The 20,210-nt window shown below is 64.0% G+C and carries 23 protein-coding genes; 11 read left to right on the top strand and 12 right to left on the bottom strand.

Annotation, left to right across the window (positions count from 1 at the left end; all coding sequences use genetic code 11):
* Positions 1–3: 3 nt before the first annotated feature.
* The 5 genes from pcaG to AC1RKI_RS20605 all read left to right on the top strand — a co-directional run bounded on the left by pcaG (position 4) and on the right by AC1RKI_RS20605 (position 7,367).
* A complete protein-coding gene (pcaG, locus tag AC1RKI_RS20625) occupies positions 4–573 on the top strand; it encodes a protocatechuate 3,4-dioxygenase subunit alpha (RefSeq protein WP_492796873.1) in 570 nt (189 codons plus the stop codon).
* A gap of 99 nt (positions 574–672) precedes the next feature.
* The gene (locus AC1RKI_RS20620) at positions 673–2,061 is read left to right on the top strand and encodes a 3-carboxy-cis,cis-muconate cycloisomerase (RefSeq protein WP_492796875.1); all 1,389 of its coding nucleotides are present in this window, start codon (positions 673–675) and stop codon (positions 2,059–2,061) included.
* Positions 2,062–2,073: 12 nt separating this feature from the next.
* Positions 2,074–3,252 carry a bifunctional 3-oxoadipate enol-lactonase/4-carboxymuconolactone decarboxylase PcaDC gene (gene pcaDC / locus AC1RKI_RS20615; protein ID WP_492796877.1) on the top strand — a complete coding sequence of 393 codons (1,179 nt, stop codon included), beginning with the start codon at positions 2,074–2,076 and terminating at the stop codon, positions 3,250–3,252.
* A gap of 59 nt (positions 3,253–3,311) precedes the next feature.
* A complete protein-coding gene (gene pobA, locus AC1RKI_RS20610; protein ID WP_490713769.1) occupies positions 3,312–4,508 on the top strand; it encodes a 4-hydroxybenzoate 3-monooxygenase in 1,197 nt (398 codons plus the stop codon).
* Between the two features lie 183 nt (positions 4,509–4,691).
* The gene (locus AC1RKI_RS20605; RefSeq protein WP_492796878.1) at positions 4,692–7,367 is read left to right on the top strand and encodes a tannase/feruloyl esterase family alpha/beta hydrolase; all 2,676 of its coding nucleotides are present in this window, start codon (positions 4,692–4,694) and stop codon (positions 7,365–7,367) included.
* A 68-nt stretch (positions 7,368–7,435) separates the two neighbouring features.
* Here AC1RKI_RS20605 and AC1RKI_RS20600 read toward each other — a convergent pair whose 3' ends face one another.
* Positions 7,436–8,380, bottom strand: a complete 945-nt coding sequence (locus AC1RKI_RS20600; protein WP_492796880.1) for a LysR family transcriptional regulator — start codon at positions 8,378–8,380, stop codon at positions 7,436–7,438.
* A gap of 144 nt (positions 8,381–8,524) precedes the next feature.
* On the opposite strand from AC1RKI_RS20600, the gene AC1RKI_RS20595 reads away from it, so the two are divergent.
* Both AC1RKI_RS20595 and AC1RKI_RS20590 read left to right on the top strand, forming a co-directional pair.
* Positions 8,525–9,628, top strand: coding sequence for an alpha/beta fold hydrolase (locus tag AC1RKI_RS20595; protein ID WP_492796881.1), 1,104 nt, complete (start codon positions 8,525–8,527; stop codon positions 9,626–9,628).
* A gap of 245 nt (positions 9,629–9,873) precedes the next feature.
* Positions 9,874–10,818: a tripartite tricarboxylate transporter substrate binding protein gene (locus AC1RKI_RS20590; protein WP_061957282.1), complete on the top strand. Its 945-nt coding sequence runs from the start codon at positions 9,874–9,876 to the stop codon at positions 10,816–10,818.
* A 196-nt stretch (positions 10,819–11,014) separates the two neighbouring features.
* On the opposite strand, the gene AC1RKI_RS20585 is transcribed toward AC1RKI_RS20590, so the two are convergent.
* On the bottom strand, positions 11,015–11,260 hold the full coding sequence (locus AC1RKI_RS20585) for a hypothetical protein (protein WP_061957283.1): 246 nt from the start codon (positions 11,258–11,260) through the stop codon (positions 11,015–11,017).
* A gap of 377 nt (positions 11,261–11,637) precedes the next feature.
* Here AC1RKI_RS20585 and AC1RKI_RS20580 point away from each other — a divergent pair, with 377 nt between their 5' ends.
* Positions 11,638–12,099 carry a BON domain-containing protein gene (locus AC1RKI_RS20580; RefSeq protein ID WP_341248446.1) on the top strand — a complete coding sequence of 154 codons (462 nt, stop codon included), beginning with the start codon at positions 11,638–11,640 and terminating at the stop codon, positions 12,097–12,099.
* A gap of 112 nt (positions 12,100–12,211) precedes the next feature.
* Here the strand turns inward: AC1RKI_RS20580 and ku are convergent, their stop codons facing one another.
* From ku to AC1RKI_RS20535, 9 genes are all read right to left on the bottom strand, one after another.
* A complete protein-coding gene (gene ku / locus AC1RKI_RS20575; protein WP_492796884.1) occupies positions 12,212–13,270 on the bottom strand; it encodes a non-homologous end joining protein Ku in 1,059 nt (352 codons plus the stop codon).
* A 24-nt stretch (positions 13,271–13,294) separates the two neighbouring features.
* Positions 13,295–13,441 carry a hypothetical protein gene (locus AC1RKI_RS20570; protein WP_170292571.1) on the bottom strand — a complete coding sequence of 49 codons (147 nt, stop codon included), beginning with the start codon at positions 13,439–13,441 and terminating at the stop codon, positions 13,295–13,297.
* Positions 13,442–13,468: 27 nt separating this feature from the next.
* On the bottom strand, positions 13,469–15,469 hold the full coding sequence (locus AC1RKI_RS20565; protein ID WP_492796887.1) for a hybrid sensor histidine kinase/response regulator: 2,001 nt from the start codon (positions 15,467–15,469) through the stop codon (positions 13,469–13,471).
* A 189-nt stretch (positions 15,470–15,658) separates the two neighbouring features.
* The gene (locus tag AC1RKI_RS20560) at positions 15,659–15,814 is read right to left on the bottom strand and encodes a hypothetical protein (RefSeq protein WP_157779518.1); all 156 of its coding nucleotides are present in this window, start codon (positions 15,812–15,814) and stop codon (positions 15,659–15,661) included.
* 435 nt (positions 15,815–16,249) lie between these two features.
* Positions 16,250–16,504: a translation initiation factor 1 gene (locus AC1RKI_RS20555; protein WP_227461334.1), complete on the bottom strand. Its 255-nt coding sequence runs from the start codon at positions 16,502–16,504 to the stop codon at positions 16,250–16,252.
* Between the two features lie 23 nt (positions 16,505–16,527).
* Positions 16,528–16,749 carry a translation initiation factor IF-1 gene (infA, locus tag AC1RKI_RS20550; RefSeq protein ID WP_008646230.1) on the bottom strand — a complete coding sequence of 74 codons (222 nt, stop codon included), beginning with the start codon at positions 16,747–16,749 and terminating at the stop codon, positions 16,528–16,530.
* Positions 16,750–16,766: 17 nt separating this feature from the next.
* On the bottom strand, positions 16,767–17,231 hold the full coding sequence (locus tag AC1RKI_RS20545; RefSeq protein WP_407648892.1) for a hypothetical protein: 465 nt from the start codon (positions 17,229–17,231) through the stop codon (positions 16,767–16,769).
* 240 nt (positions 17,232–17,471) lie between these two features.
* Entirely contained in the window at positions 17,472–17,933 is a 462-nt protein-coding gene (locus AC1RKI_RS20540) for a hypothetical protein (protein WP_492796891.1), read from the bottom strand.
* On the bottom strand, positions 17,930–18,166 hold the full coding sequence (locus tag AC1RKI_RS20535) for a hypothetical protein (RefSeq protein ID WP_061957290.1): 237 nt from the start codon (positions 18,164–18,166) through the stop codon (positions 17,930–17,932). The genes AC1RKI_RS20540 and AC1RKI_RS20535 overlap by 4 nt, the downstream gene beginning before the upstream one ends.
* Positions 18,167–18,471: 305 nt before the next feature.
* On the opposite strand from AC1RKI_RS20535, the gene AC1RKI_RS20530 reads away from it, so the two are divergent.
* Entirely contained in the window at positions 18,472–18,675 is a 204-nt protein-coding gene (locus AC1RKI_RS20530; RefSeq protein WP_061957291.1) for a cold-shock protein, read from the top strand.
* 227 nt (positions 18,676–18,902) lie between these two features.
* Here AC1RKI_RS20530 and AC1RKI_RS20525 read toward each other — a convergent pair whose 3' ends face one another.
* On the bottom strand, positions 18,903–19,187 hold the full coding sequence (locus tag AC1RKI_RS20525; protein WP_061957292.1) for a hypothetical protein: 285 nt from the start codon (positions 19,185–19,187) through the stop codon (positions 18,903–18,905).
* A gap of 292 nt (positions 19,188–19,479) precedes the next feature.
* Here AC1RKI_RS20525 and AC1RKI_RS20520 point away from each other — a divergent pair, with 292 nt between their 5' ends.
* Both AC1RKI_RS20520 and AC1RKI_RS20515 read left to right on the top strand, forming a co-directional pair.
* On the top strand, positions 19,480–19,695 hold the full coding sequence (locus tag AC1RKI_RS20520) for a hypothetical protein (RefSeq protein WP_061957293.1): 216 nt from the start codon (positions 19,480–19,482) through the stop codon (positions 19,693–19,695).
* A gap of 216 nt (positions 19,696–19,911) precedes the next feature.
* On the top strand, positions 19,912–20,202 hold the full coding sequence (locus AC1RKI_RS20515) for a hypothetical protein (RefSeq protein WP_061957294.1): 291 nt from the start codon (positions 19,912–19,914) through the stop codon (positions 20,200–20,202).
* The last annotated feature ends 8 nt before the right edge of the window (positions 20,203–20,210 follow it).

Below are 20,210 nucleotides of genomic sequence, written 5' to 3'. Positions count from 1 at the left end.
GCCATGCTGTACGCCACCGCATCGCAGACCGTCGGTCCGTACCTGCATATCGGCCTGTCCGGCCTGAACTGCGCGGACCTGACCGCCGACGCGCCCGAACTGGCCGGGCAGCGCATCGTGATCGAAGGCCGCGTGCTCGATGGCCGCGGCGAACCGGTGCCCGACGGCATGGTTGAGATCTGGCAGGCCAACCCTGCCGGCCGCTACCGCCATCCCGACGATGCGCGCGATGTGCCGCTCGCGCCGGGCTTTACCGGCTTTGGCCGCGTTCCCACCGAGGCCGACGGCGCCTTCCGCTTTGTCACGGTCAGGCCGGGCGCCGTGCCCGGCATCGACGGTCGTCCGCAGGCGCCGCACATCATGGTTTCGGTGTTTATGCGCGGCCTCGTCAAGCACGTGGCCACGCGCATGTATTTTCCCGACGAGGGCGAAGCCAACAGCGCCGACGCAGTGCTGTCGCTGGTGCCGGCCGAGCGTATCGGCACACTGGTGGCGCGGTCCGACGGGCCGCAACGCTATCGTTGGGACATCGTGCTGCAGGGCGCGGCCGAGACCGTGTTTTTCGACATCTAGCGCACCAGTGTTGGCGCGTGCGGCGCCGGCCGACACCGGTGCCGCGTTCTGCATCACAATCGGCGCATACCTTGCGGTCCGCCCCCAACCGACAACGCCATGCCCACATTTTCCCGACTGACGGATCCCATGTTCGGCAGCCCGGCCGTGCTGGAGATATTTTCCGATATCGGCACCGTGCGCCGCATGCTGGATGTCGAGGCCGCGCTGGCGCATGCCGAGGCCCAGTGCGGCGTGATTCCCGACGCCGCGGCGAGCGTGATTGCCCAGGTGTGCGCCGCGCCTGCCGTGATCGACCTGGACGCCCTGTCGCACGCCGCTGTCGCGGCCGGCAACCTTGCCATTCCGTTCGTCAAGCAGTTGACGGCCGCCGTTACCGCGCGCGATGCCGAAGCGGGGCGATACGTGCATTGGGGCGCCACCAGCCAGGACATCATCGATACCGCGCTGGTGTTGCAGACAGCCGATGCGCTGGATGCCATCGACATCGATCTTTTGCAGCTTGGCGATGCATGCGCGGCGCTTGCGGGCGCGCATCGCAATACGCCGATGGTGGCGCGCACCTGGCTGCAGCACGCGCTGCCTACCACGTTCGGCGCCAAGGCTGCCGGCTGGCTCGACGCCCTGTGCCGCGACCTACACCGCCTCGAGCTCGCCCGCCAGCAAGCGCGCGCCTTGCAATTCGGCGGCGCGGCCGGGACGCTGGCAAGCCTTGGTGACGATGCGCCGGCCGTGGCAACGCATTTCGCGCGCGCACTGAAGCTCGACCTTCCTGCGCTGCCGTGGCACGCACACCGCGACCGCCTGGTGGAAGTGGCGGCGGCGCTCGGCATGCTGACCGGCACGCTGGGCAAAATGGCGCGCGATATCTCGCTGCTGATGCAGACCGAAATCGCCGAAGCTGCCGAGCCTGCGGGCGAAGGCCGCGGTGGATCCAGCACGATGCCGCACAAACGCAATCCCGTCGGATGTGCGGCGGTGCTAAGCGCTGCCGTGCGCGTGCCGCCACTGGTGGCCACCATGTTTGCGGCGATGCCACAAGAACATGAGCGCGCGCTGGGCGGCTGGCAGGCCGAATGGGATACGCTGCCGCAGATCATCACGCTGGCGGCCGGCGCGTTGCGTCAGATGGGCGACGTGATCGGTGGCCTGCATGTCGATGCGGCGCGCATGCGCGCGAATCTGGACATCACGCACGGACTGATTCTCGGCGAAGCCGCGATGCTCGAACTGGGCCGGCGCATCGGCCGCATGCCTGCGCACCGGCTCGTGGAGGCGGCATCGCATCGCGCCATCGCACACGGCCTGACATTGCGCGATGCGCTCGCACAGCAACTGCGCGAAGATCCGTCACATGCGGGTTTGCTCGACGACGCCGCACTCGACAGACTGAGCGATCCCGCGCGCTACGCGGGCCAGGCCACATCGTTTGCCGATGCGGCGGTGGCCGCCTGGGGCACCGCGCGTGCGGAACGAAAAAACGACTGACCGGAGACCACCTTGCCTTATCTCGATCACGCTGGCGCACGGCTGTTCTATACCGTTGATGGACCCGATGACGCGCCCGTCATCATTTTCTCGAACTCGATGGGCACCGACCATACGATGTGGAAGCCGCAGGCCGACGCGCTGGTCGGACGTTTTCGCGTGGTGCGGCACGACATGCGCGGGCACGGACGTTCCACCTGCGGTGCGTCGGAAACATCGCTCGAAACGCTCGGGCGCGACGTGCTGGCCATCCTCGGTGCGCTGCACATCGATCAGGCGGTTTTCTGCGGCTTGTCGATTGGCGGACTGATCGGCCAATGGCTGGCGGTGAACGCGCCCGAACGCTTTTCGAAAGTCATCGTCGCCAATACGGCGCCGAAGATCGGCACTGCGGAATCGTGGACGGCGCGTATCGATGGGGTGATGCGCGACGGCATGGGGCCACTGGTCGAAGCGTCGCTGGGCCGCTGGTTCACGGAGACATTCCGGCGCGACGCTGGCGCATCGCTCGACGATCTGCGCGCGGTGCTGCAGGGACTCGACCCGCGCGGCTATGCGCTGGGATGCAGCGCGCTGCGCGACGCCGATCTGCGCGAGGCGGTGAAGACCATCCGCATTCCGGTGCTGGTGATCGCCGGCAGCGACGACCCGTCCACGACGGCGGCCGAAGGCAAGGCGCTGGCGGACGCCATCCCCGGCGCAGCGTGCGTGGTGCTGCAGGCCGCCCATCTCTCCAATCGCGAGCAGCCTGGACGTTTCACCGCGGCCTTGCTTGATTTTGTCTATGGCCGTCTGCCGGTCACCGACGACCACGCGCGTTATGACGCTGGGTTGTCGGTGCGGCGTGAAGTCCTGGGCAGCGCGCACGTCGACCGCTCACTGCAGAAGCGCTCGCCGCTGAACGAGGAATTCCAGAATCTGATCACGCGCTATGCATGGGGCGAGATCTGGACGCGCGAAGGGCTGCCGCGCCATACCCGCAGTCTGATTACGATTGCGATGATGGTGGCGCTGAATCGGTCGGAAGAACTGAAACTGCATTTGCGTGCGGCGGCCAACAATGGCGTCACGCGCGACGAGATCAAGGAAGTGCTGCTGCAAACGGCAATCTATTGCGGCGTGCCGGCGGCCAATTCGGCGTTCCACCTGGCTGAGGAGGTGTTCGCCGACGCAGCGCGCGCGCACGGCTGAAGGCGCAGCGTTCGCCGCTGGGCCGATGGCCCGATCACAAGAAAAACAGGAGACGCGACATGACCCTCGATGGGTCCCCGATCCACCAAGCTACGCGCGTCGCGATCGTCGGCGCCGGCCCGGCGGGATTGTTGCTGGGCCAGTTGCTGACCGTGGCCGGCATCGACAATATCGTGATCGAACAGCACAGCGCCGAACATGTGCTGAGCCGCATCCGCGCCGGCATTCTGGAATGCGTCACCGTCGACGCGCTGCGACGCGCGGGGGTGGACGCCAGACTGCGCGAGGAAGGGCTCGTACACCACGGCATCGAGCTGTCGTTCGGCGGTGTGCGTCATCGCATCGACTTTCATGCGCTGATTGGCCGTGACGTCACCGTCTATGGGCAAACCGAGGTGACGCGGGATCTGATGCAGGCGCGCGCGGCTGCGGGCGCGCAAACGATCTACGAAGCCGACGCGGTTTCATTGCACGATTTCGATGGCGATCGTCCGCGCGTGCGCTATCGCAAGCAAGGCGTCACGCACGAAGTGGTGTGCGATTTCATCGCCGGATGCGACGGCTTTCACGGCGTCAGCCGCGCCAGCGTGCCGGATGGGGCAAAGCGCATATTCGAACGCGTGTATCCGTTTGGCTGGCTCGGCATTCTGTCGGAGACGCCGCCTGTCGCAGACGAACTGATCTATGCAAGCCATGCGCGCGGTTTTGCCCTCTGCAGCATGCGTTCCCGCGCGCGGAGCCGCTATTACGTGCAGGTGCCTTCCGCCGAAAAAGCAGCGGACTGGTCCGATGCCCGCTTCTGGGATGAACTGCGGCGCCGCCTGGATCCCGAGGCTGCCCAGTCGCTGGTGACCGGGCCCAGCATCGAAAAGAGCATCGCGCCGCTGCGCAGTTTTGTCTGCGAGCCAATGCGATTCGGCAGATTGTTCCTGGCTGGCGACGCCGCGCACATCGTGCCGCCCACCGGCGCCAAGGGCCTGAATTTGGCGGTCAGCGACGTGCTGTATCTGGCCGATGGCCTGATCGCCCACTACCTGCATCACGATGCGCATGAACTCGACGCGTACACGCAGAAATGCCTGCATCGCGTCTGGGCGGCGGAACGCTTTTCATGGTGGATGACGTCGTTGCTGCATCGTTTTCCCGAGGCCGACGCTTTCGCGCAGCGCATTCAGCAGGCGGAGCTCGACTATCTCGTGCATTCGCACGCCGCGTGCGTATCGCTGGCGGAAAACTACACGGGGCTGCCGCGCTAGCGCCCATCGAAATGCTTGGCGACGCGCGAATGCCTCGGCGCGCAGCCGTAACGCCGCGCCGTATCCATATGTTCCATATATGGATATATCGCCAGGCATATATTTTACGGACCGATAAGCTGGTGCTACCGTCTCGCTCCAGCCATCCGGCACAAGTACCGGAGGCATTGGAGGAGACGAGACATGACATCCGAATTCAATGGCTGGCAACGCGCCAGCCTGCTTGGCGTGGCCGGCGCGGCGGCGCTGCTGATGGCGGCTTGCGGGGGCAGCGATGACGCCGCCAGCGCGGGCAATACCGGTGGCGCGGGGCAGACGCCGCCGGGCGCGCCCGGAGACGGGGCGCCGCCGGTCCTCAGCGCGCTCGAGGCGTGTACTGCGCTGAACGGCACAGCGGTGCCGGCCTCGAGCTTGGCGCTGGCATCGGGCGGTGCCTCCGTGACCGCCGCAACGCTGATCGCAGCGGACGCCCCTGGCAATACGCTTGGCGAATACTGCCAGGTGCGCGGCGCGATTGCGCCGGTCGACGGATCGGCGCCGAATATCAACTTTGCCGTGAACTTGCCTACGCAGTGGAATGGCAAAGGCATCCAGTTTGGCGGCGGCGGGTTCGACGGCACCTTGATCGACGGAACAGAGACCGTGCGCTTTGCCTTGCCCGGTGACCCCGCACCGCTGGCGCGCGGTTACGCGACTTGGGGCGACGATTCCGGGCACCAGAGCGCCAGCATTACCGATGGGCGCTTTGCCACCAATGATGAAGCGCTCGCCAACTACGGCGGCGATACGCTCAAGAAAACCCACGACGTAGCCATTGCGCTGATTTCGCAGCGTTATGGCAAGGCGCCTTCGCACGCCTATTTCCTTGGCACGTCGACGGGCGGGCGCGATGCGCTCAGCTACGTGCAGCGCTGGCCGAAGGATTACGCCGGCGTGATTGCCAACGAACCCGCGCTCAACTACACCGGCACGCGTCTTTCCAACGTCGCCGTGGGCCGCGCGCTGTACCTGAATGGCGGCGCGGGCTGGCTCAATATCAACAAGACGCTGCTGGTGCAGAAGGCAGCCATGGATGCGTGCGACACGCTCGATGGCGCGGCCGACAAGGTCGTCAGCAACGTCGAGGGGTGTCGCGTGGGGGCGATGCAGGTGCTTGCCAGCCTGCGCTGCGCCAATGGTACGGATACGGGCGACACGTGCCTGTCCGATGCGCAGATCAACACGGTCAAGACGATCGAACAGCCGCTGCAACTGAACTATGCGCTGGCCAACGGCGTGACCGTGGCGGGCGGATACAACCTGCTGGAAGGCGCACTGGTGGCTGGCCCATTCACCACGCGCGACCTCGGCACGCGCGCAGTGCCCGGTAATCCGGCCACCACCGCCGACGCCAACATGTATGTCACGGGCGACCAGTGGGTGAAGTTCTTCGTCACGCGCAACGCCACCTTCGACACCCTGACGTTTGACCCCGCCAGCCCCGGTAGCTGGACGTCGCGCGTGCAAACGGTATCCGCGCTGACGGATGCCACCAATTCCGACATCTCCGCATTCCTGAACAACGGCGGCCGCCTGATCATGCTGCACGGCCTGGCCGATGAAGTGATCAGCCCGAATTCCACCATTGCGTGGTACAAGGCCGTGGTCGCGAGCGTGGGTCAGGCGGCGGTGGACCGGGGTATCCGTTTCTATACGGTGCCAGGCATGGGTCACGGCACCGGCAGCTTCCTGCCCGCGTGGAATTCGCTTACCGCGCTGGAAAACTGGGTGGAGCAGGGCGTGGCGCCCGGCACGCGCGAGGTGATGGATACCAATGCCGGCACCTACGGCCGCACACGCCCCTTGTGCCAGTATCCTGCGTGGCCAAAGTACAAGGGCACCGGCAGCATGGATGCCGCGGTGAACTACACCTGCGAAGGGGCGTCGGGCATCGTGCAGTCGTGCCTGAACATGCCGTCGGTCGCCACCACTTGGAAGGGCGGCAATACGAGCGGCGAGGAGCTGTCGGTGCGCATCGATCCGGCCACGCTCAAGTACACCGTGACCATCGACGCCAGCCTGCAGCGCGCGCCTGCCACGGTGGCGAGCGGACAGCTTGTATCGCAGGGCGGCTGCACCTATGGCAGCGATGAGAACGGCGCGCAATTCACGCTGACCGGCGGCGGCGTGCTGGCCGGCGGAGTGAGACCGCTGTCCGGTAGCGGCTTCCTGCCGCTGGTGGCGTTCCAGAACGTCTCGTCGGACTACAAGGCCGTGGCCGATATCTATAACGTCAATGGCATCCAGACCGCCGTGGCGGACGGATCGGTGAGCGTGCGAACCGGATCCGCGCGCCTGCGTTCTTCTGCGGCAACGTGGCAGACGTGCGCGGCCAGTGCGGGCGGCGGCTTCATCCTGTACGACGCCGCGTGTACGAACACCACCAAGGGCTATATCGTGTGGAACGCCACGCGTAACGCATTCGACTACTACGTTGGCGGAACGATAGCGGCCGGCGACGGCGTGTTGAGCGGATCGCTGATCAGCGGCATGGTCAACGGCAAGCCGGTGCCCGTGATCCTCACGCGCTCGGCATCGGCGTACGGCATGAACATCTATGCGCCGCAATCGACGACCGGCCTGGCAGTGGGGACGGCCGACGGCGCGTATCGCGTGCAGGCCACCGATGGGGCGCAGATCAACGCGGACCTGAACGGGACGAGTATCGTGTGTAACGGGGTGGCCGGCACGCTTGCCTACAACAATCCGGTGGCAGGCGTGATCGGCGCCTCGGGTGGGGTGACGGCGTCATACCTGTATAACAGCGGCCTGCTGATCGGCACGTCCGCTGGCAAGTTGGAGATCGGACTGCTGCACTGAGCACAGCGTCTACCGGCCGATGCGCCGCTGTCGCGTTTCTTGTGCGCGCTGCAGCGGCGTCGCGGGTTTCATGTATCGACCGCTTTCTTGCGGTGGCGCGCCGCAATGCGATGCGTCAGCGTGACCAGCGAATCGAGTGCGGCGTCGGCTTGCCCTTCGCGATAGCCGAGCGTCAGCGGCGCGCGCAGCCGATCGGCTTCCACCATCCTGCAATACGCCACGCCATGGCGATTCAGCCCGGCCATCGATGCAGGCACCACGCTGACCCCGGCGCCGGCGGCCACGAGGTTCAGGTTGGTCAGCATGCGTCCCACTTCGGCGCCGATGCGCGGTGTGAAGCCCAGCGTCTCGCATTCGCGCAGCAGGTCGCCATACATGCCAGGCGCGCCGGGGCGGCGCACCAGTATGAATGGATCGTTGGCCAGCGCCGCCAGCGATACCGGTGCGCCGGCATGTTCGCCGCGCATGGCGCGACGGCGCAGCAATGGGTGATCGAGCGGCAGCGCGATCACCATCTCTTCTTCGAGCAACAGATCGAATCGCACACCTTCCGGATGCAGTACCGGCGCGCGCAGCAGCGCGGCGTTGAGCGTGCCGTCGGCAAGCTTTTCGATGGCTTCGGCGGCGTTGCATTCGGTCAGTGACAAGGCAACGTGCGGAAATCGCCGACGGGATGCGCGCAGCACTTCGGGCGTGAGCCGGTGCGCGGCCGCGGAACTGGTGAAGCCGATCGCCAGCGAGCCTTCGTCGCCGCGAGCCATGCGCTGCATGCGCGCACGCATCTGGTCGATGCGCGCGAACAGCTCGACGGCGTCGGCATGCAACGCCGTGCCGGCCGGCGTCAACGCCACGCCGCGCGGCAGACGCTCGAACAGCGTCACGCCCAGCTCGGCTTCCAGCGCCTTGAGCTGCTGGGAAAGCGGGGGCTGCTGGATGCCAAGCTGCTCGGCCGCGCGCGTAACCGAGCCTGTGCTGGCCACCGTCAGGAAATAGCGCAGATGTCTTAATTCCATACGGACATATTCATTAAATATGGGATTGCTGCCATGCATATATTTTACGAAAGGACGGCATGTGATTAATATTGGCGTTTAGCCCGATGTCCTCCGTGCACGGGCGCAACGGCGGTAAAAAACAGACATCCCAGGAGACTTTTCATGCGCCGCGTATTCCGCGCCTTGCCCCTTGCCGTATTGGTCGCCGCCCTCAGCACGTTGGCCGGATGCGCCGGCTTGCCGCAAGCACCAGCAAGTGACGTCGCCGCAAGCAAGCCGCAATGGCAGCGTGTGCACCTCGGCGCTGGCGCGGGATACGACTTCCCGGTCTATGCCAACCATCGTCTCGACGGTGACCTGAGCCGTGTGCGCGCGGTGGTGTTCGTCCAGCATGGCTTGCAGCGCAACGGCGACGACTACTACGCCGCGGGCGCTGCGTTGCTGAAGGAAAGCGGGCGCAATGCCGACGAAGTGTTGCTCGTAGCGCCGAACTTTCCCGGTACGCCCGATGCGGCAAAGCATTTCGACAACATGCCAGTGTGGAGCGTGCAGGGCTGGATCGGCGGTGAAGACGCGGTGTCCGGACCGGGCGCTGGCGTCAGTTCGCTACAGGTGCTCGACGACCTTGTGGCGTACGTGACGGACAGGAAGCGCCTGCCGAACGTGGTCAAGGTGACGGTGGCTGGTCATTCGGGCGGCGCGCAGATCGTGCACCGCTACGCCGTGCTCAACAACGTCGACGAGAACGTGCGCGCCAGCGGCATCGATCTGCGCTACGTGGTGGCCAATCCGTCGTCGTATCTGTATTTCACGCCCGAGCGGCCCGTCGCGCCCGACTATCGCAACTTCGCGCCATACAGCACGGCGGTATGCGCGGACTACGACAAGTATCGCTATGGCATGAACGATATGGTTGCCTATGCCAGGGGGGCGAACGGTATGGCGCTCTATCGGCGCTACATGCAGCGCCAGGTGACATACATGGTAGGCAGCGAGGACAACGATCCGAATCATCGCGTGTTGGACAAGGCTTGCGGCGCCGAGGCGGAAGGCCCCACGCGCCTGCAACGTGCGCGCGGTTACTGGCGATACGAGCGTCATCTGGCGCAGCCCGGGCAGGCAAGTGCCCACCGCGCGTTCGAGGTGGTGGGCGTGGGCCATGATCAGGCGCGAATGTTTGGCTCGCAATGTGGCGCGCAGGCGGTTTTCGGCACGGATCCGTCTGCTAACAATAGTGGCGCGGCATGTCGCGCTCCGCAGCTGTAGTGGATCGATGACGCCTGTCTGCGCGTTAGGGGGCGCGGGATAGCCGAGCCGCAGCGACGCCGCGCCTGCAAGCGTTGGTATCGCTGCGCGCAACGTAGCGCTTGGGTGGCGGGAGCAGGCGCTATCAGGCGGGTTTGTCCGGGCGGCGTCTTCAGGCGCGCGGTGCTAGCATGCCGGCAGCCTGTCGACCCGTTCCCGCTTTCATGCCAGTTTCCACCCGCAGGCGCGCTGTCGCGACATTGTTGATGTTGCCGCTCGCGCGTCCGTGTCTTTCGTTTGCTGCCGCCGAACCACTGCGTTTGCTGGTGGGCTATGCCTCCGGCGGCGGCGCCGATCACGTGGCACGTACCGTGGCCGAAAGCCTCAGCAACGATGGCGCGCCAACGATCGTCGATAACCGGCCTGGCGCGGCAGGCCAGATTGCCCTGCACGAGGCAGCGCGCGCGCCCGCTGCGCGGCCCACGCTGCTGTTCGGCACCGTGGGCTCGGTCAGCATCGGGCCGCTGCTTGCCAGCTCACTTGAATCGCCTGCGCGCGCGTTGCACCCACTCGCCATCGTGGCCAGCACGCCGCACGTATTGCTGATGGCAGGCGATGGCGCGCACTGGGGCGCTGGCGATGCACGCCGGGCGCTGCAGCATTGGCTCGCTGAAGCGCGCCGGCATCCCGGGACCATCGCCTATGCATCGCTCGGCATTCATTCCAGCGCGCACCTCGTTGGCGAGCTGATGTGCCATCAGGCGGGCGTGTCGATGACCCATGTCCCATACCCAGGCAGCGCACGCGCACTGGTCGATCTTCAAGGGGGGCACGTCGCGTTGCTGGTGAGCACCTTGCAGGCCTCGTTGCCGCTGATGCGGCAGGGGCGGGTGCGCGCGCTGGCCGTAACCGGGCGGGCGCCCAGTGCGTTGGCGCCTGCGGTCCCCACCTTTGCAGAAGCCGGCATATCGCAGATGCTGCAGGACGCCTGGTACGGTGTGCTGGCAGCACCGAGTCTGGACACAGCGCGTCGCGCGTCGTTGTCGATGCGTCTGCCCAAAGTACTGCGCGATGCGTCGCTGCGGCAACGTCTTACGCAGGATGGCGCAGATCCACTGGGTCTCACGGGGGCGGATGCCGTCGACTATCTCGCGAGCCAGCGCGATGTATGGCGTCGGACCATCGCGGCGGTGGCGGATCGCATCAGTTGAGCGCCAAGCGCGCTCGTTTTTTATCGCGACCGAAATTCAACGCTTCACCGTGGAAATGAAAGACGCCGGAACATCCTTGCGGAAGTTCCGGCGCGGGGCCTGTTTGCGTGAGGCACGCTAGACATCAGCGTGTTGTGACAACCGTGGAGATGTCACTGCAGGCCCGGGAAAAACCGTCGTTCGGCGACTGGCGCCGTTACTGCTGGCGATTCTTGTCCTGTTTGTCCTGTTGCTGCTGCGAGCCTTGCTGACCCGAGCCCGAGCCTTGTTGCTGATGCTGGCCAGAGCCCTTGTCCTGGTTGCCCATCTGCCCGCCGCCTTGGCGTTGCTGATCCTGGCTACCTTGCTGCTGCCCACTGCGTTGGCCGGGTTGCTGCTGATCCTGCTGCTTTTGTCCGGATTGCGATTGGTTACCGGATTGGCTACCTTGCTGCTGTCCCATTGCTATCTCCAAGTCGCGGCAGGGGCTGCCGCACGCCTTACTGCAGCAATCGCCGTGCCACGTGCGGATGTGTGGGTTATGACATCTGACAGACATACAGGTAGTCGATGCCCCACTCGGGTAGTGCCGCGATTTACAACGCATGCCAGCTTTTTACACAGGCCAAGTTTTTCAGTGCGGGATAAGCGGTCCCGGACGGTCTCGCCGCCTTGTTTTTCGTGAAATTTTCCTTGTCGCTCGGGGTGGAACGCAATTTGCAGAATCCCATGCAACGGTGTTTGGCTTGTGCTGCATGTGCAGGCGCCAAAGTAAGGCCGTGTGTAGGAATGAATGAACTTGATTGATTGCGATTCAAACGCTAACAAGGAGATATGCGCATGAAGACCGTAAAGACTTTCCGTTTGGCTCTGATGGTTGCTGCACTGGCCGCTGCGGGTGGCGCGCACGCGCTGGACAACGGCGGCTTTATGAAAGTGGCCGATACGATGAACAACACATCGACGCAGCCGCCGGCAAATAACGCGCCGGGCATGCCCGGTCATACCGAGGGGGACAAGGAAAAGCTGCCAGCGGCATCCACGGGCGCGAAAACTGACGCGAGTGTCGATAATGCAAAGCAGGCCGTCACCGACGGATCGCTGACGACCAAGGTGAAGACGAAGCTGTTGGCCACGAAGGACCTGAAGTCCACCGGCATCCACGTGAAGACGAAGGATCGCGTGGTGAACCTGACCGGCACGGTGCCGAGCAAGGAGCAGCATCAGCTTGCACTCGATACAGTGCGCTCGGTGGAAGGCGTCGATAACGTGAAGGACAACCTCAAGGTGTCTTCGCGTTAAGTACGAGGTTTTCTGATGCGCGGCGACTATAGTCGGTCCGCGCTGAGCCGCGACTCTCCCACGTGTCGCGGCTTTTTTATTTCTCTTCGCGAATGATTGCAGGCGCGTGTCCTCAGGCTGCCTTCCGGCGGCCGGGAGTCTTTGCCTGGGCGGCGGTGCGTGTGGCGGTCTTTGCTGGCTTTTTCGCCGGTGATTTTCCGGATGCTTTCTTCGCGGCGGTCTTGCGCGTCGCACGCTTGGCTGGCGCCTTCGCCGCGGCCGCCTTCCCCGCCTTGGCCGACGAGGAAGCACGCTTGGCCGCCTTGCGCGCAGGCTTCTTTGCATCGGCGTCCGCATCCGAATCGGTTTCGGCGTCCGAGCTGGCTGCGCCCTTGCCGCGATTGCCGATGCTGCGTTTGAGCAGCGCCACCATGTCGATCACCTTTGCGCCCTTGCCGGCAGATGGTGATTCCTCCTCGGCAGCTGGCGTCAGCACGTGGGTCTTGCCCGCCTTGACCTTGGCGCGGATGCGGGCGAGCAGATCGTCTCGATAGGTGTCGTGGTACTGCTCCGGCTTCCAGTCCTCTGTCATCTCTTCGACGAGCCGCGTGGCCATCTCCACTTCGCGCGCGCTGGCCGCATGTTTCTTGCCGCCGGGCAGGCTCAGATCCTCGATGGGCAGCACTTCGTCGGCAAAGCGCATGGTGTTGAGCACCAACGCGTTGCCAGCCACCAGCAGCGCGGCCAGATGCTGGCGGTTTCGCAGCACCACCAACGCCAGCGCGGCGCGGCCCGTCTTGCGCATCGTCGCGTGCAGCAACGCGTAGCCACGTTCGCCGCGTTTGTCCGGCTCGAGGTAATAAGGCGTATCGAAGTAGTAGGGCGGGATCGATGCGGCATCGACAAAGCTGACGATATCGACAGTCTGTGTGGCCTCGACATTGGCCTGACGAAAATCCTCGTCGCTCAGCACGACATATTCGTCTTTCTCGTACTCATATCCCTTGACGATCTGATCGCGTTCGATCGGCTTGCCGGTGTGCTTGTTGACCCGCTGGTAACCCACCGGCGCCATATCGCGCTTGTCGAGCAGGTCAAGGTCGAGCGTATTCGAACGCGACGCGGATTTCACCGCAACGGGAATGTTCACCAGCCCGAAGCTGATGGCGCCTTTCCAGATGATGCGAGACATGATGCGTTACCGGAGTCGATACGTCTAATGCAGACGAGCGCGTTGCGGCGGTGGAGGCGGCAGGTCGCCGGGCGGCGGATCGTTGATCGGCTCCGGCGTCGTATCGGGCGGCTCTGGCGGCGGCGTTTCGGGCTTCGGCGGTACGACGTCGGGTTCGGGCGTGATATGCATGAGCTTCCTTTTTCGGGCGTCGACGCATCAGGCGTCAAGTTCGTCCAGCAGGCGCGTAAGCGCGTTCAGATCCGCAGGCTTGACCAGGTGCAGGTCGAAACCGGCGGCGCGTGTGCGGCGGCGGTCGTCGGGCTGGCCGAAACCCGTCAGGGCCACCAGGCGCGCATTGCGCAGTTCAGGAATTTCGCGCAGACGGCGTGCCGTTTCGAATCCATCCATGGTGGGCATGCCAAGATCCAGCAGCACCACGTCCGGGCGCACGCTGGCCGCACAGTCGATCGCACTTTGTCCGTCCGGCGCGGTGATCACCGTGTGGCCGAGCGTTTCCAGCGTCATCGTCATCGCTTCCAGCGCGTCGGCGTTATCGTCGACGAGCATGATCGTATGCGCGACGCCAGACTGCGTGCGCGTCTTGCTGGTGGGCGGATGCCAGTTTTGCCACGGTTCCACGGGCAGTTCGACAATAAAGGTGCTGCCCTGGTCGCGCCCGGGACTCTCCGCGCTGATGCGCCCACCGTGTAGCGTTACCAGCTTCTGCACGAGCGTCAGGCCGATGCCGGCGCCTTCGCGCGCGGCAAAATTATCGGGATCGGTGATGGTCGCGTCGGCAGTTTCGGTGGGGGTATCTTGATCGGACACCGCAACGGCCTGCGCATCACCGACCCCCGGGGCCAGGGGATCGAATAGCTGACGCTGCAGCACGGCCGACAAACCGTTGCCATTGTCGCGTACGCGCACCAGCACTTTGCCATCGGCAGCGGTGGCTTCGACCGCAATGTGGCCACCCTTGGGCGTGTATTTCGCGGCATTGTGCAGCAGGTTGGCGAATATCTGCGTCAGCCGCACCATGTCGCCGCGAATCGGCAATGGCTGTTCGGGCAACGACAGCCGCAGCGTATGGTCGCGCGCTTCGAGCAGCGGGCGAACGGTTTCCACGGCGGTGTTCAACGCGCCACGCAACTCCACGAGATCGCGCCGCAGCGTGATCTTGCCCTGGTTGAAGCGCGAAACGTCCAGTAGTTCATCCACCAGCCTTGTCAGATGGTGCAGCTGCCGGCTGATGATGTCGCGGGCGCGGAACATGTCCTCGCGGGAAGGGGAAAACTGCTGCAGCAGATCGACCGCGCTACGCATCGGCGCCAGCGGATTGCGCAACTCGTGCGCCAGCATCGCGAGAAACTCGTCTTTGCGGCGCTCCTCATTGTGCAGCGTGCGTTCCGCGCGCTTGTGGCGAGTCACGTCCTGGCAAATCCCGGCCACGCGCAGGCAACTGCCGTCCGCCGCGCGTACCGGGAATGCGCGCATGTGCACTTCGCGGATCTCGCCATTCGGTCGTTCCAGCTGGAACTCAGTGTCCAACCTGCCATCGCGCAGCATGCTCTGCCACTCGGCCTCCATGCGCGTCTGATCTTCGAGCAGCACCGATTTCAGCCATTGCATCGGGTCTTCCTTCAGCGGCTCCAATGGGCGGCCCCAAAGCGTCTCGAACGAAGGGCTGACGAACAGGAAGTGCTGCGACGCGGGATCGAAGATCCACACCACATCGGCCAGCGCCTCGGCCAATTGCCGGAACAGGTCTTCGTTCTCGTGCAGTGCCTGCGAGGTGCGCCGGTAGGCATCCTCGGCGCCGCGCATGCGCAGCAGGGCCTTGATGTTGGAAATCAGTTCCTCGGGTTCGACGGGTTCCATCAGGAAGCTGTCGGCGCCGCCATCGAGCGCTTGTGCGCGCCGGCGCGCGTCCGTTCCGCCCGATACCAGCAGTACCATCGTGCGGGCGGTCTGCGGGTCGTCCTTGATGAGGCGGCAGAGGTCCAGTCCATCGATATCGGGCATCTGGCCCGACAGCAGCACGAGGTCGGGTGCGTGCTGACGCACCAGCGCCAGCGCGGCCTGGCCGTTCGAGGCCTCCAGCACCGAAAAGTCCGCACGGTTGAGGATGCGACTTTTTACATAGCGCGGACCGTCGCGATCTTCGACGTTAAGAATCAGCGGCTGGCGCGGGGCTTGATTGGCAGGGGAGGTGTTCATAGCTGGCAGGCGGCTTGGTGGGCCGCGATAGTGATCGCAAGGCGGGGAACACGCTGGGCATGCTGCATCACCCGGGTCTGCCTCCCGGCAGGCCAAGGTGATGTTGAGACGGCTCGCATTGTATTTTTTTCCGGCATTCCTGCCATATCCTTTGTATTTTTTGCGTAAAGCATGAAGAGGGGCTTTGCTTCAGCGAAGTACGCCGATGGTTCGGGCGAACGTGGTTTCCGCGGCGTGGCCCGTCGCCGGCAACACCAGCAAATACGCCACTGCCAGCGTAAGAATGCCAATCACGGCACGCTGCCAGAACTCGCTCGAAAACCAGGGATCTCGGTCTTGTCTCATCGGATTTATCTTGCTTGAAGTGCCTGACGGCCATGTGGTTTGGGACCACAGTGGCAAGAACCGTGCCGCAGGCGGCGGCTTCGCTGACAGACGAACGCCTACGCCGCCCGGCAAAGGCCTGGCAGGGATCGCAGAAGGGTGTGACGGGTGAGGCCCGACCCGGAATGGGTGAGCGTGCGTTGCCGTGGCGTGGTAGCCGCGACATCGTTGCGCAGGTAAGGAATGCAATTCTTGCCAGGCCGCTACGGGCGGCCGTCGGCGGTCCGAAAGCGTCCACCGCATGCCACCGCTTGTGTGCGGCATGGGGGCGCTTGCGCTGGTCTTATGGCATGTTTTTGCCGGCGGCCAGTTCCGGCGCGAGACCTCCGGCCGATGCGGCGGGCGAAGCGGTCGCGGCGTGCTTACTGCCGCGCGTCTCTGGCCGCCGCCTGTCTGTCAGACGTTGAATTCGGGGCTGCCGAATTGCGAAAGCAGCGCCTCGATCAGCGCCAGGTCCTGCGTCTGCGGCGTGCGGTCTTCCACGGCGCGCGAAGGCCCGCCGTACACCGCTGTCACATGCCGCCGAACAGTCAGCACGCGCGTGTCAGGTGCCGCGGCTTCCACGGCCGGCCATGGCGTGCGGCGATAGCTGCCGGCGATCCAGCCTTTCGGGGTCAGATGGATTTCTTCCCATTCCTCGCTATTTGGCATATGCGATTCTCCCGTAAGACCGTTCAGGACTTATGACGGTAGTTGATGCGGCCCTTAGTCAGATCGTAGGGCGACATTTCGAGCGTGACGCGGTCTCCGGCGAGAACACGGATGCGATTTTTCTTGAGTCGTCCGGACGAATAGGCCCACACTTCGAAGCCGTTTTCCAGGATGACGCGGAAGCGATTATCGGGAAGGACTTCCGAAACTTTGCCGCCAAATTCCACCAATTCTTCTTTAGCCAAGGGCGCTCCTGTCTGATTCAGAGAATGCCGCGATGCGACGCGGCGGGGGTTGCGGATTGCTGATACGAAAACGGCCGCGGACGCATGCGTGCGATCGCGCTCTCGCCCGCATGGCGGGCGGCCTGTCTGGCCTTTGCTTCCGTACCGAACGTGGCATGTCGCATCGAAACGTTGGCGACAATGCGTTCGGCGCCGTCGCTGTATTCGGAGATCATGTAGTTCGCAAACCAGAGACCCGGTTCCTGCTGAATCGGGTAGACGGATACGGTGAAAGGTGTCGTGCTGTAGTTCAAATTGTTGCCTTGCTGGTGGCGATCCATCCGGGAGGCCCTGTGCCGTGCGTCGCATTTGCGCGCATATGTGCTGGCCTGGCGACCGGTCGCCATTGCGAAAATGTCAGCGTCGAGGGGCCGCGCAACGGCGCAGTCGAGGAAGCTGGCTTGAGATTGACCGTGCTTGCGCAAGCGGACGCGCTGGTACATGCGCAGTCTTTGCGGAGCGGACGTGCCGCGGGTCGGAAATGGTTACGGGCAATGGCTGCCCTGAAAAGATGCGGGTGTACGCCCGGTCGGCCGCTTGTGCTCTTCTAGTGTTGATGTCGTGCGGGCCGCGTGATTGGCGTCGAGTGATTTTGACGCGGGGCCAATAGTACCACCTCCGCGGGTTTTCTGCTGAAGTGGCATTGCACGCATAAGGCGACGCGCGCGGCGGCACTCATCCACTCAGCATCCGTTGCGCATCTGCTCGTTGCGCACGTCGCGCTGCAACTTGTCCAGCGTGTTCATCGTGTGCGGACCATTCGGCTGTCCCATCGTGACGTCGATGGCGCGGTACTGATCGGCCAAGGCTTCGCACAACGCGGTCCGCATGCCGTTGGCCGGCGTGGCCGATTGTGCGGATGGCGAAGACTCGTCGCGCATTTTCCGCTCGGCGCGCGCGGTGGCGCTGCTGGAGAGATAGTCCTGTTCACGCTGCCGGATATCGTCGCTCTTGCCCAGCGTCGAGACGCTACCGTTGGCTGAATTCGACACTGCCGAATAGCCCGCCGGGCACGATGCATCCTGCGTATAGAGCGTTTCCGCGCCGTTCCTGCAGCGCGTTGCCGAGGCCGGCTGCATGAGCGCGGCCAGCGCGACGCACAGCAACGCCCTGATGCAATGCGCGGTTGCCGAGGCGGCTTTCACAGGATCTCCGGTGCGGCGTTGCCCGGGACGATGGCCCAGCCTTGCGGGCCGTCGTCCTTGGCGTCGCGATAGCGCCATACCGTGCCGCAGTCGGTGCAGCGGAATGTGCTGACGGTGACGGTGGCTGCGCGGGGAATCTTGCGACGCTGCGTATCGATGATGCGCAGCGCGGGATGACCAGGGGTGCCGGCGGTGTCGGGAATCACGGCGAGGCAGTTTTCGCAGCGTGCCATGCGGGCCTCGTGTGGTGAAGGAAGGCCACTGTAGCATGCATCGCCATACCGACACGCGTCGAAACAGCGCGCCTGGTGCAGCATGTACTACGCGACGCCGTATCCCATGCCGCACTCCATCGCAGACGTTTCGTCATTGACGGCGATAGGGCATACCTGTATAAGGGTCGGTGCAGGATCTTCAAGCGTAACCTAGAAGCGTTAGATGCTCGCCCCGGCGGCTTCACTTTCTCTCCATGTTTCTTTCTTGATCGTCATGCCTCGCCTGCATTTTGGCTCGGCGAGAATCTTTAAGGAGTCCTGACATGGAAACCGGCACAGTAAAGTGGTTTAACGAATCTAAGGGTTTTGGCTTCATCTCGCCTGACGCAGGCGGCGACGATCTGTTTGCACATTTCTCCGAAATTCAAGGCAACGGTTTCAAGACGCTTCAAGAAGGCCAAAAGGTGCGCTATGTCGCAGGCGTTGGCCAGAAGGGTCCGGCAGCGACGAAGATCGAACCGATCTGAGTCTTGCGGCACCGTAGTCTGAAAAGCCCCGCTTCGGCGGGGTTTTTTATTGAACGGCGCACACGGGCGCCGGATCGTGCGGGACGGAATTCGCGGCATCATCGCTGCGGCGGCCTCCATCCATGGCGATGTCTCTGTCGTCGACATCCGGTGCGACATGTGCAGTCATGCACGCCACGCCGCGACGAGCGGTGTTTTGCCGATCCGGTACGTCGGCAATACTGATTTCAGAGGCCGCCCAAGGATTCGCCGGGCACCAGCCCCGCCACGATGTCCTCGCCGCGCTGCACGGCGGCGCGCTTGGCCTGGCCCAGATCGGACCACTGCGCATTGGGCACGTGAAACACGCGTCCGCTCATGTCGGTCGGCTGTTCGCCTTCGCGGCAAATGACGACAGAGGCGCAATAGGATCGGTCCGGACGACGTTCATGCCATTCGCGCGGCGGGTCGTATTTATAGACCAGCGGATAGATATCGAAACCGTTGCTGCTAGATGCTGGATGGCTGTCCATCGTTTGCTCCCACTGGATTTCTGACCACTCTACGCCTGTTTCCACCCCGTCCGCGCTTTTATTTTGTTTTATTGGAAAAGCACGGCGGGTAGGACATCGGCTGACATCGCACGCGAGAGCCGGCGCGCATGATGGGCTCACGCACCGCGAGTTTTTACGCATTAGGGCCCTTTATCACGAGAGCGTGCCCGCGGCGCCCGAGCGCTCGCCTCTTTGCGGGCGACAACCAATTCAGGGCGTGGAAAATTCTGGAACGCACACATCGCATTCGTATCGCGGGCTCGTCCTGCAGATGCACGTCTACCGTGTTGCGGTAACCGAGGGCCTGCTTTCGCAAATTGTCGCCTGGGGCTATGAAGTCAGTGTGCGCGAGGCCGAGAGCGATGGCGGCGCGCATGTCTGGGGTCCAAAGGCGCATACCTCTCCGTATCTGTCGCATGAGGCTGCCGAACGGGCATGCATCCAGCGCGGCCGCATTGCGGTGGATTTGCTACTCGAAGGTATCTAACCGGGTGACGTTGCCGGCGGCTACGGCGCGGTCGGCATTATTCGAGTCAAATGCTGACGGGTCGGCGCCGGTACGCGCTTGAAAGCGCTGTGTTGCGTGATTCCGCTACGACGGACGTGGTTTCGCTCTGAAAATCGTTCATACCTTCCAAATAATCCACTGCACACGACCTTAATGCGCGTAGAGTACATATGCCCGCATCGAGGGGAGAACTCAGTGGATAAAGCCAGGCGTACCAGCTACAAGGGGTTCGACATCTACCCTTTGGTGTATCGGTTCGATCCCGCAAAAAAATGGTACGAGCACGCGCGCCGGCCGGCGCGCACCTATAGTTCGTCGGTGCTGATCTGCCAGGAGGGCAACGACCCGACCCGCGAGCCGGTGGGCGTTTTCAAGGTTCAAGGCAACGCATTCGATTGCGTTGCCGTGGCCATGGATGCCGCAGTGACGACCGCGCGCGAAATTATCGACCGGATGGTGGATAAGAAGGTCGTCGTCGGTTTATAGAACCCTTT

Source organism: Cupriavidus sp. GW822-FHT06G04 (assembly GCF_058799075.1).
Note: the sequence above shows the minus strand (reverse complement) of the source record. Positions and strands in the feature narration are given on the sequence as shown.

Coding starts and splice junctions, on each gene's coding strand:
- AC1RKI_RS20535 (WP_061957290.1), bottom strand. CDS start 18,166: ATGGCACGCTGCGAAAACTGCCTCGCCGTGATTCCCGACACCGCCGGC.
- pcaG (WP_492796873.1), top strand. CDS start 4: ATGCTGTACGCCACCGCATCGCAGACCGTCGGTCCGTACCTGCATATC.
- AC1RKI_RS20565 (WP_492796887.1), bottom strand. CDS start 15,469: ATGAACACCTCCCCTGCCAATCAAGCCCCGCGCCAGCCGCTGATTCTT.
- AC1RKI_RS20555 (WP_227461334.1), bottom strand. CDS start 16,504: ATGCCAAATAGCGAGGAATGGGAAGAAATCCATCTGACCCCGAAAGGC.
- AC1RKI_RS20580 (WP_341248446.1), top strand. CDS start 11,638: ATGAAGACCGTAAAGACTTTCCGTTTGGCTCTGATGGTTGCTGCACTG.
- AC1RKI_RS20530 (WP_061957291.1), top strand. CDS start 18,472: ATGGAAACCGGCACAGTAAAGTGGTTTAACGAATCTAAGGGTTTTGGC.
- AC1RKI_RS20520 (WP_061957293.1), top strand. CDS start 19,480: ATGCACGTCTACCGTGTTGCGGTAACCGAGGGCCTGCTTTCGCAAATT.
- AC1RKI_RS20605 (WP_492796878.1), top strand. CDS start 4,692: ATGACATCCGAATTCAATGGCTGGCAACGCGCCAGCCTGCTTGGCGTG.
- pobA (WP_490713769.1), top strand. CDS start 3,312: ATGACCCTCGATGGGTCCCCGATCCACCAAGCTACGCGCGTCGCGATC.
- ku (WP_492796884.1), bottom strand. CDS start 13,270: ATGTCTCGCATCATCTGGAAAGGCGCCATCAGCTTCGGGCTGGTGAAC.
- AC1RKI_RS20595 (WP_492796881.1), top strand. CDS start 8,525: ATGCGCCGCGTATTCCGCGCCTTGCCCCTTGCCGTATTGGTCGCCGCC.
- AC1RKI_RS20600 (WP_492796880.1), bottom strand. CDS start 8,380: ATGGAATTAAGACATCTGCGCTATTTCCTGACGGTGGCCAGCACAGGC.
- AC1RKI_RS20525 (WP_061957292.1), bottom strand. CDS start 19,187: ATGGACAGCCATCCAGCATCTAGCAGCAACGGTTTCGATATCTATCCG.
- AC1RKI_RS20570 (WP_170292571.1), bottom strand. CDS start 13,441: ATGCATATCACGCCCGAACCCGACGTCGTACCGCCGAAGCCCGAAACG.
- AC1RKI_RS20545 (WP_407648892.1), bottom strand. CDS start 17,231: ATGTACCAGCGCGTCCGCTTGCGCAAGCACGGTCAATCTCAAGCCAGC.
- AC1RKI_RS20585 (WP_061957283.1), bottom strand. CDS start 11,260: ATGGGACAGCAGCAAGGTAGCCAATCCGGTAACCAATCGCAATCCGGA.
- AC1RKI_RS20590 (WP_061957282.1), top strand. CDS start 9,874: ATGTTGCCGCTCGCGCGTCCGTGTCTTTCGTTTGCTGCCGCCGAACCA.
- AC1RKI_RS20560 (WP_157779518.1), bottom strand. CDS start 15,814: ATGAGACAAGACCGAGATCCCTGGTTTTCGAGCGAGTTCTGGCAGCGT.
- AC1RKI_RS20620 (WP_492796875.1), top strand. CDS start 673: ATGCCCACATTTTCCCGACTGACGGATCCCATGTTCGGCAGCCCGGCC.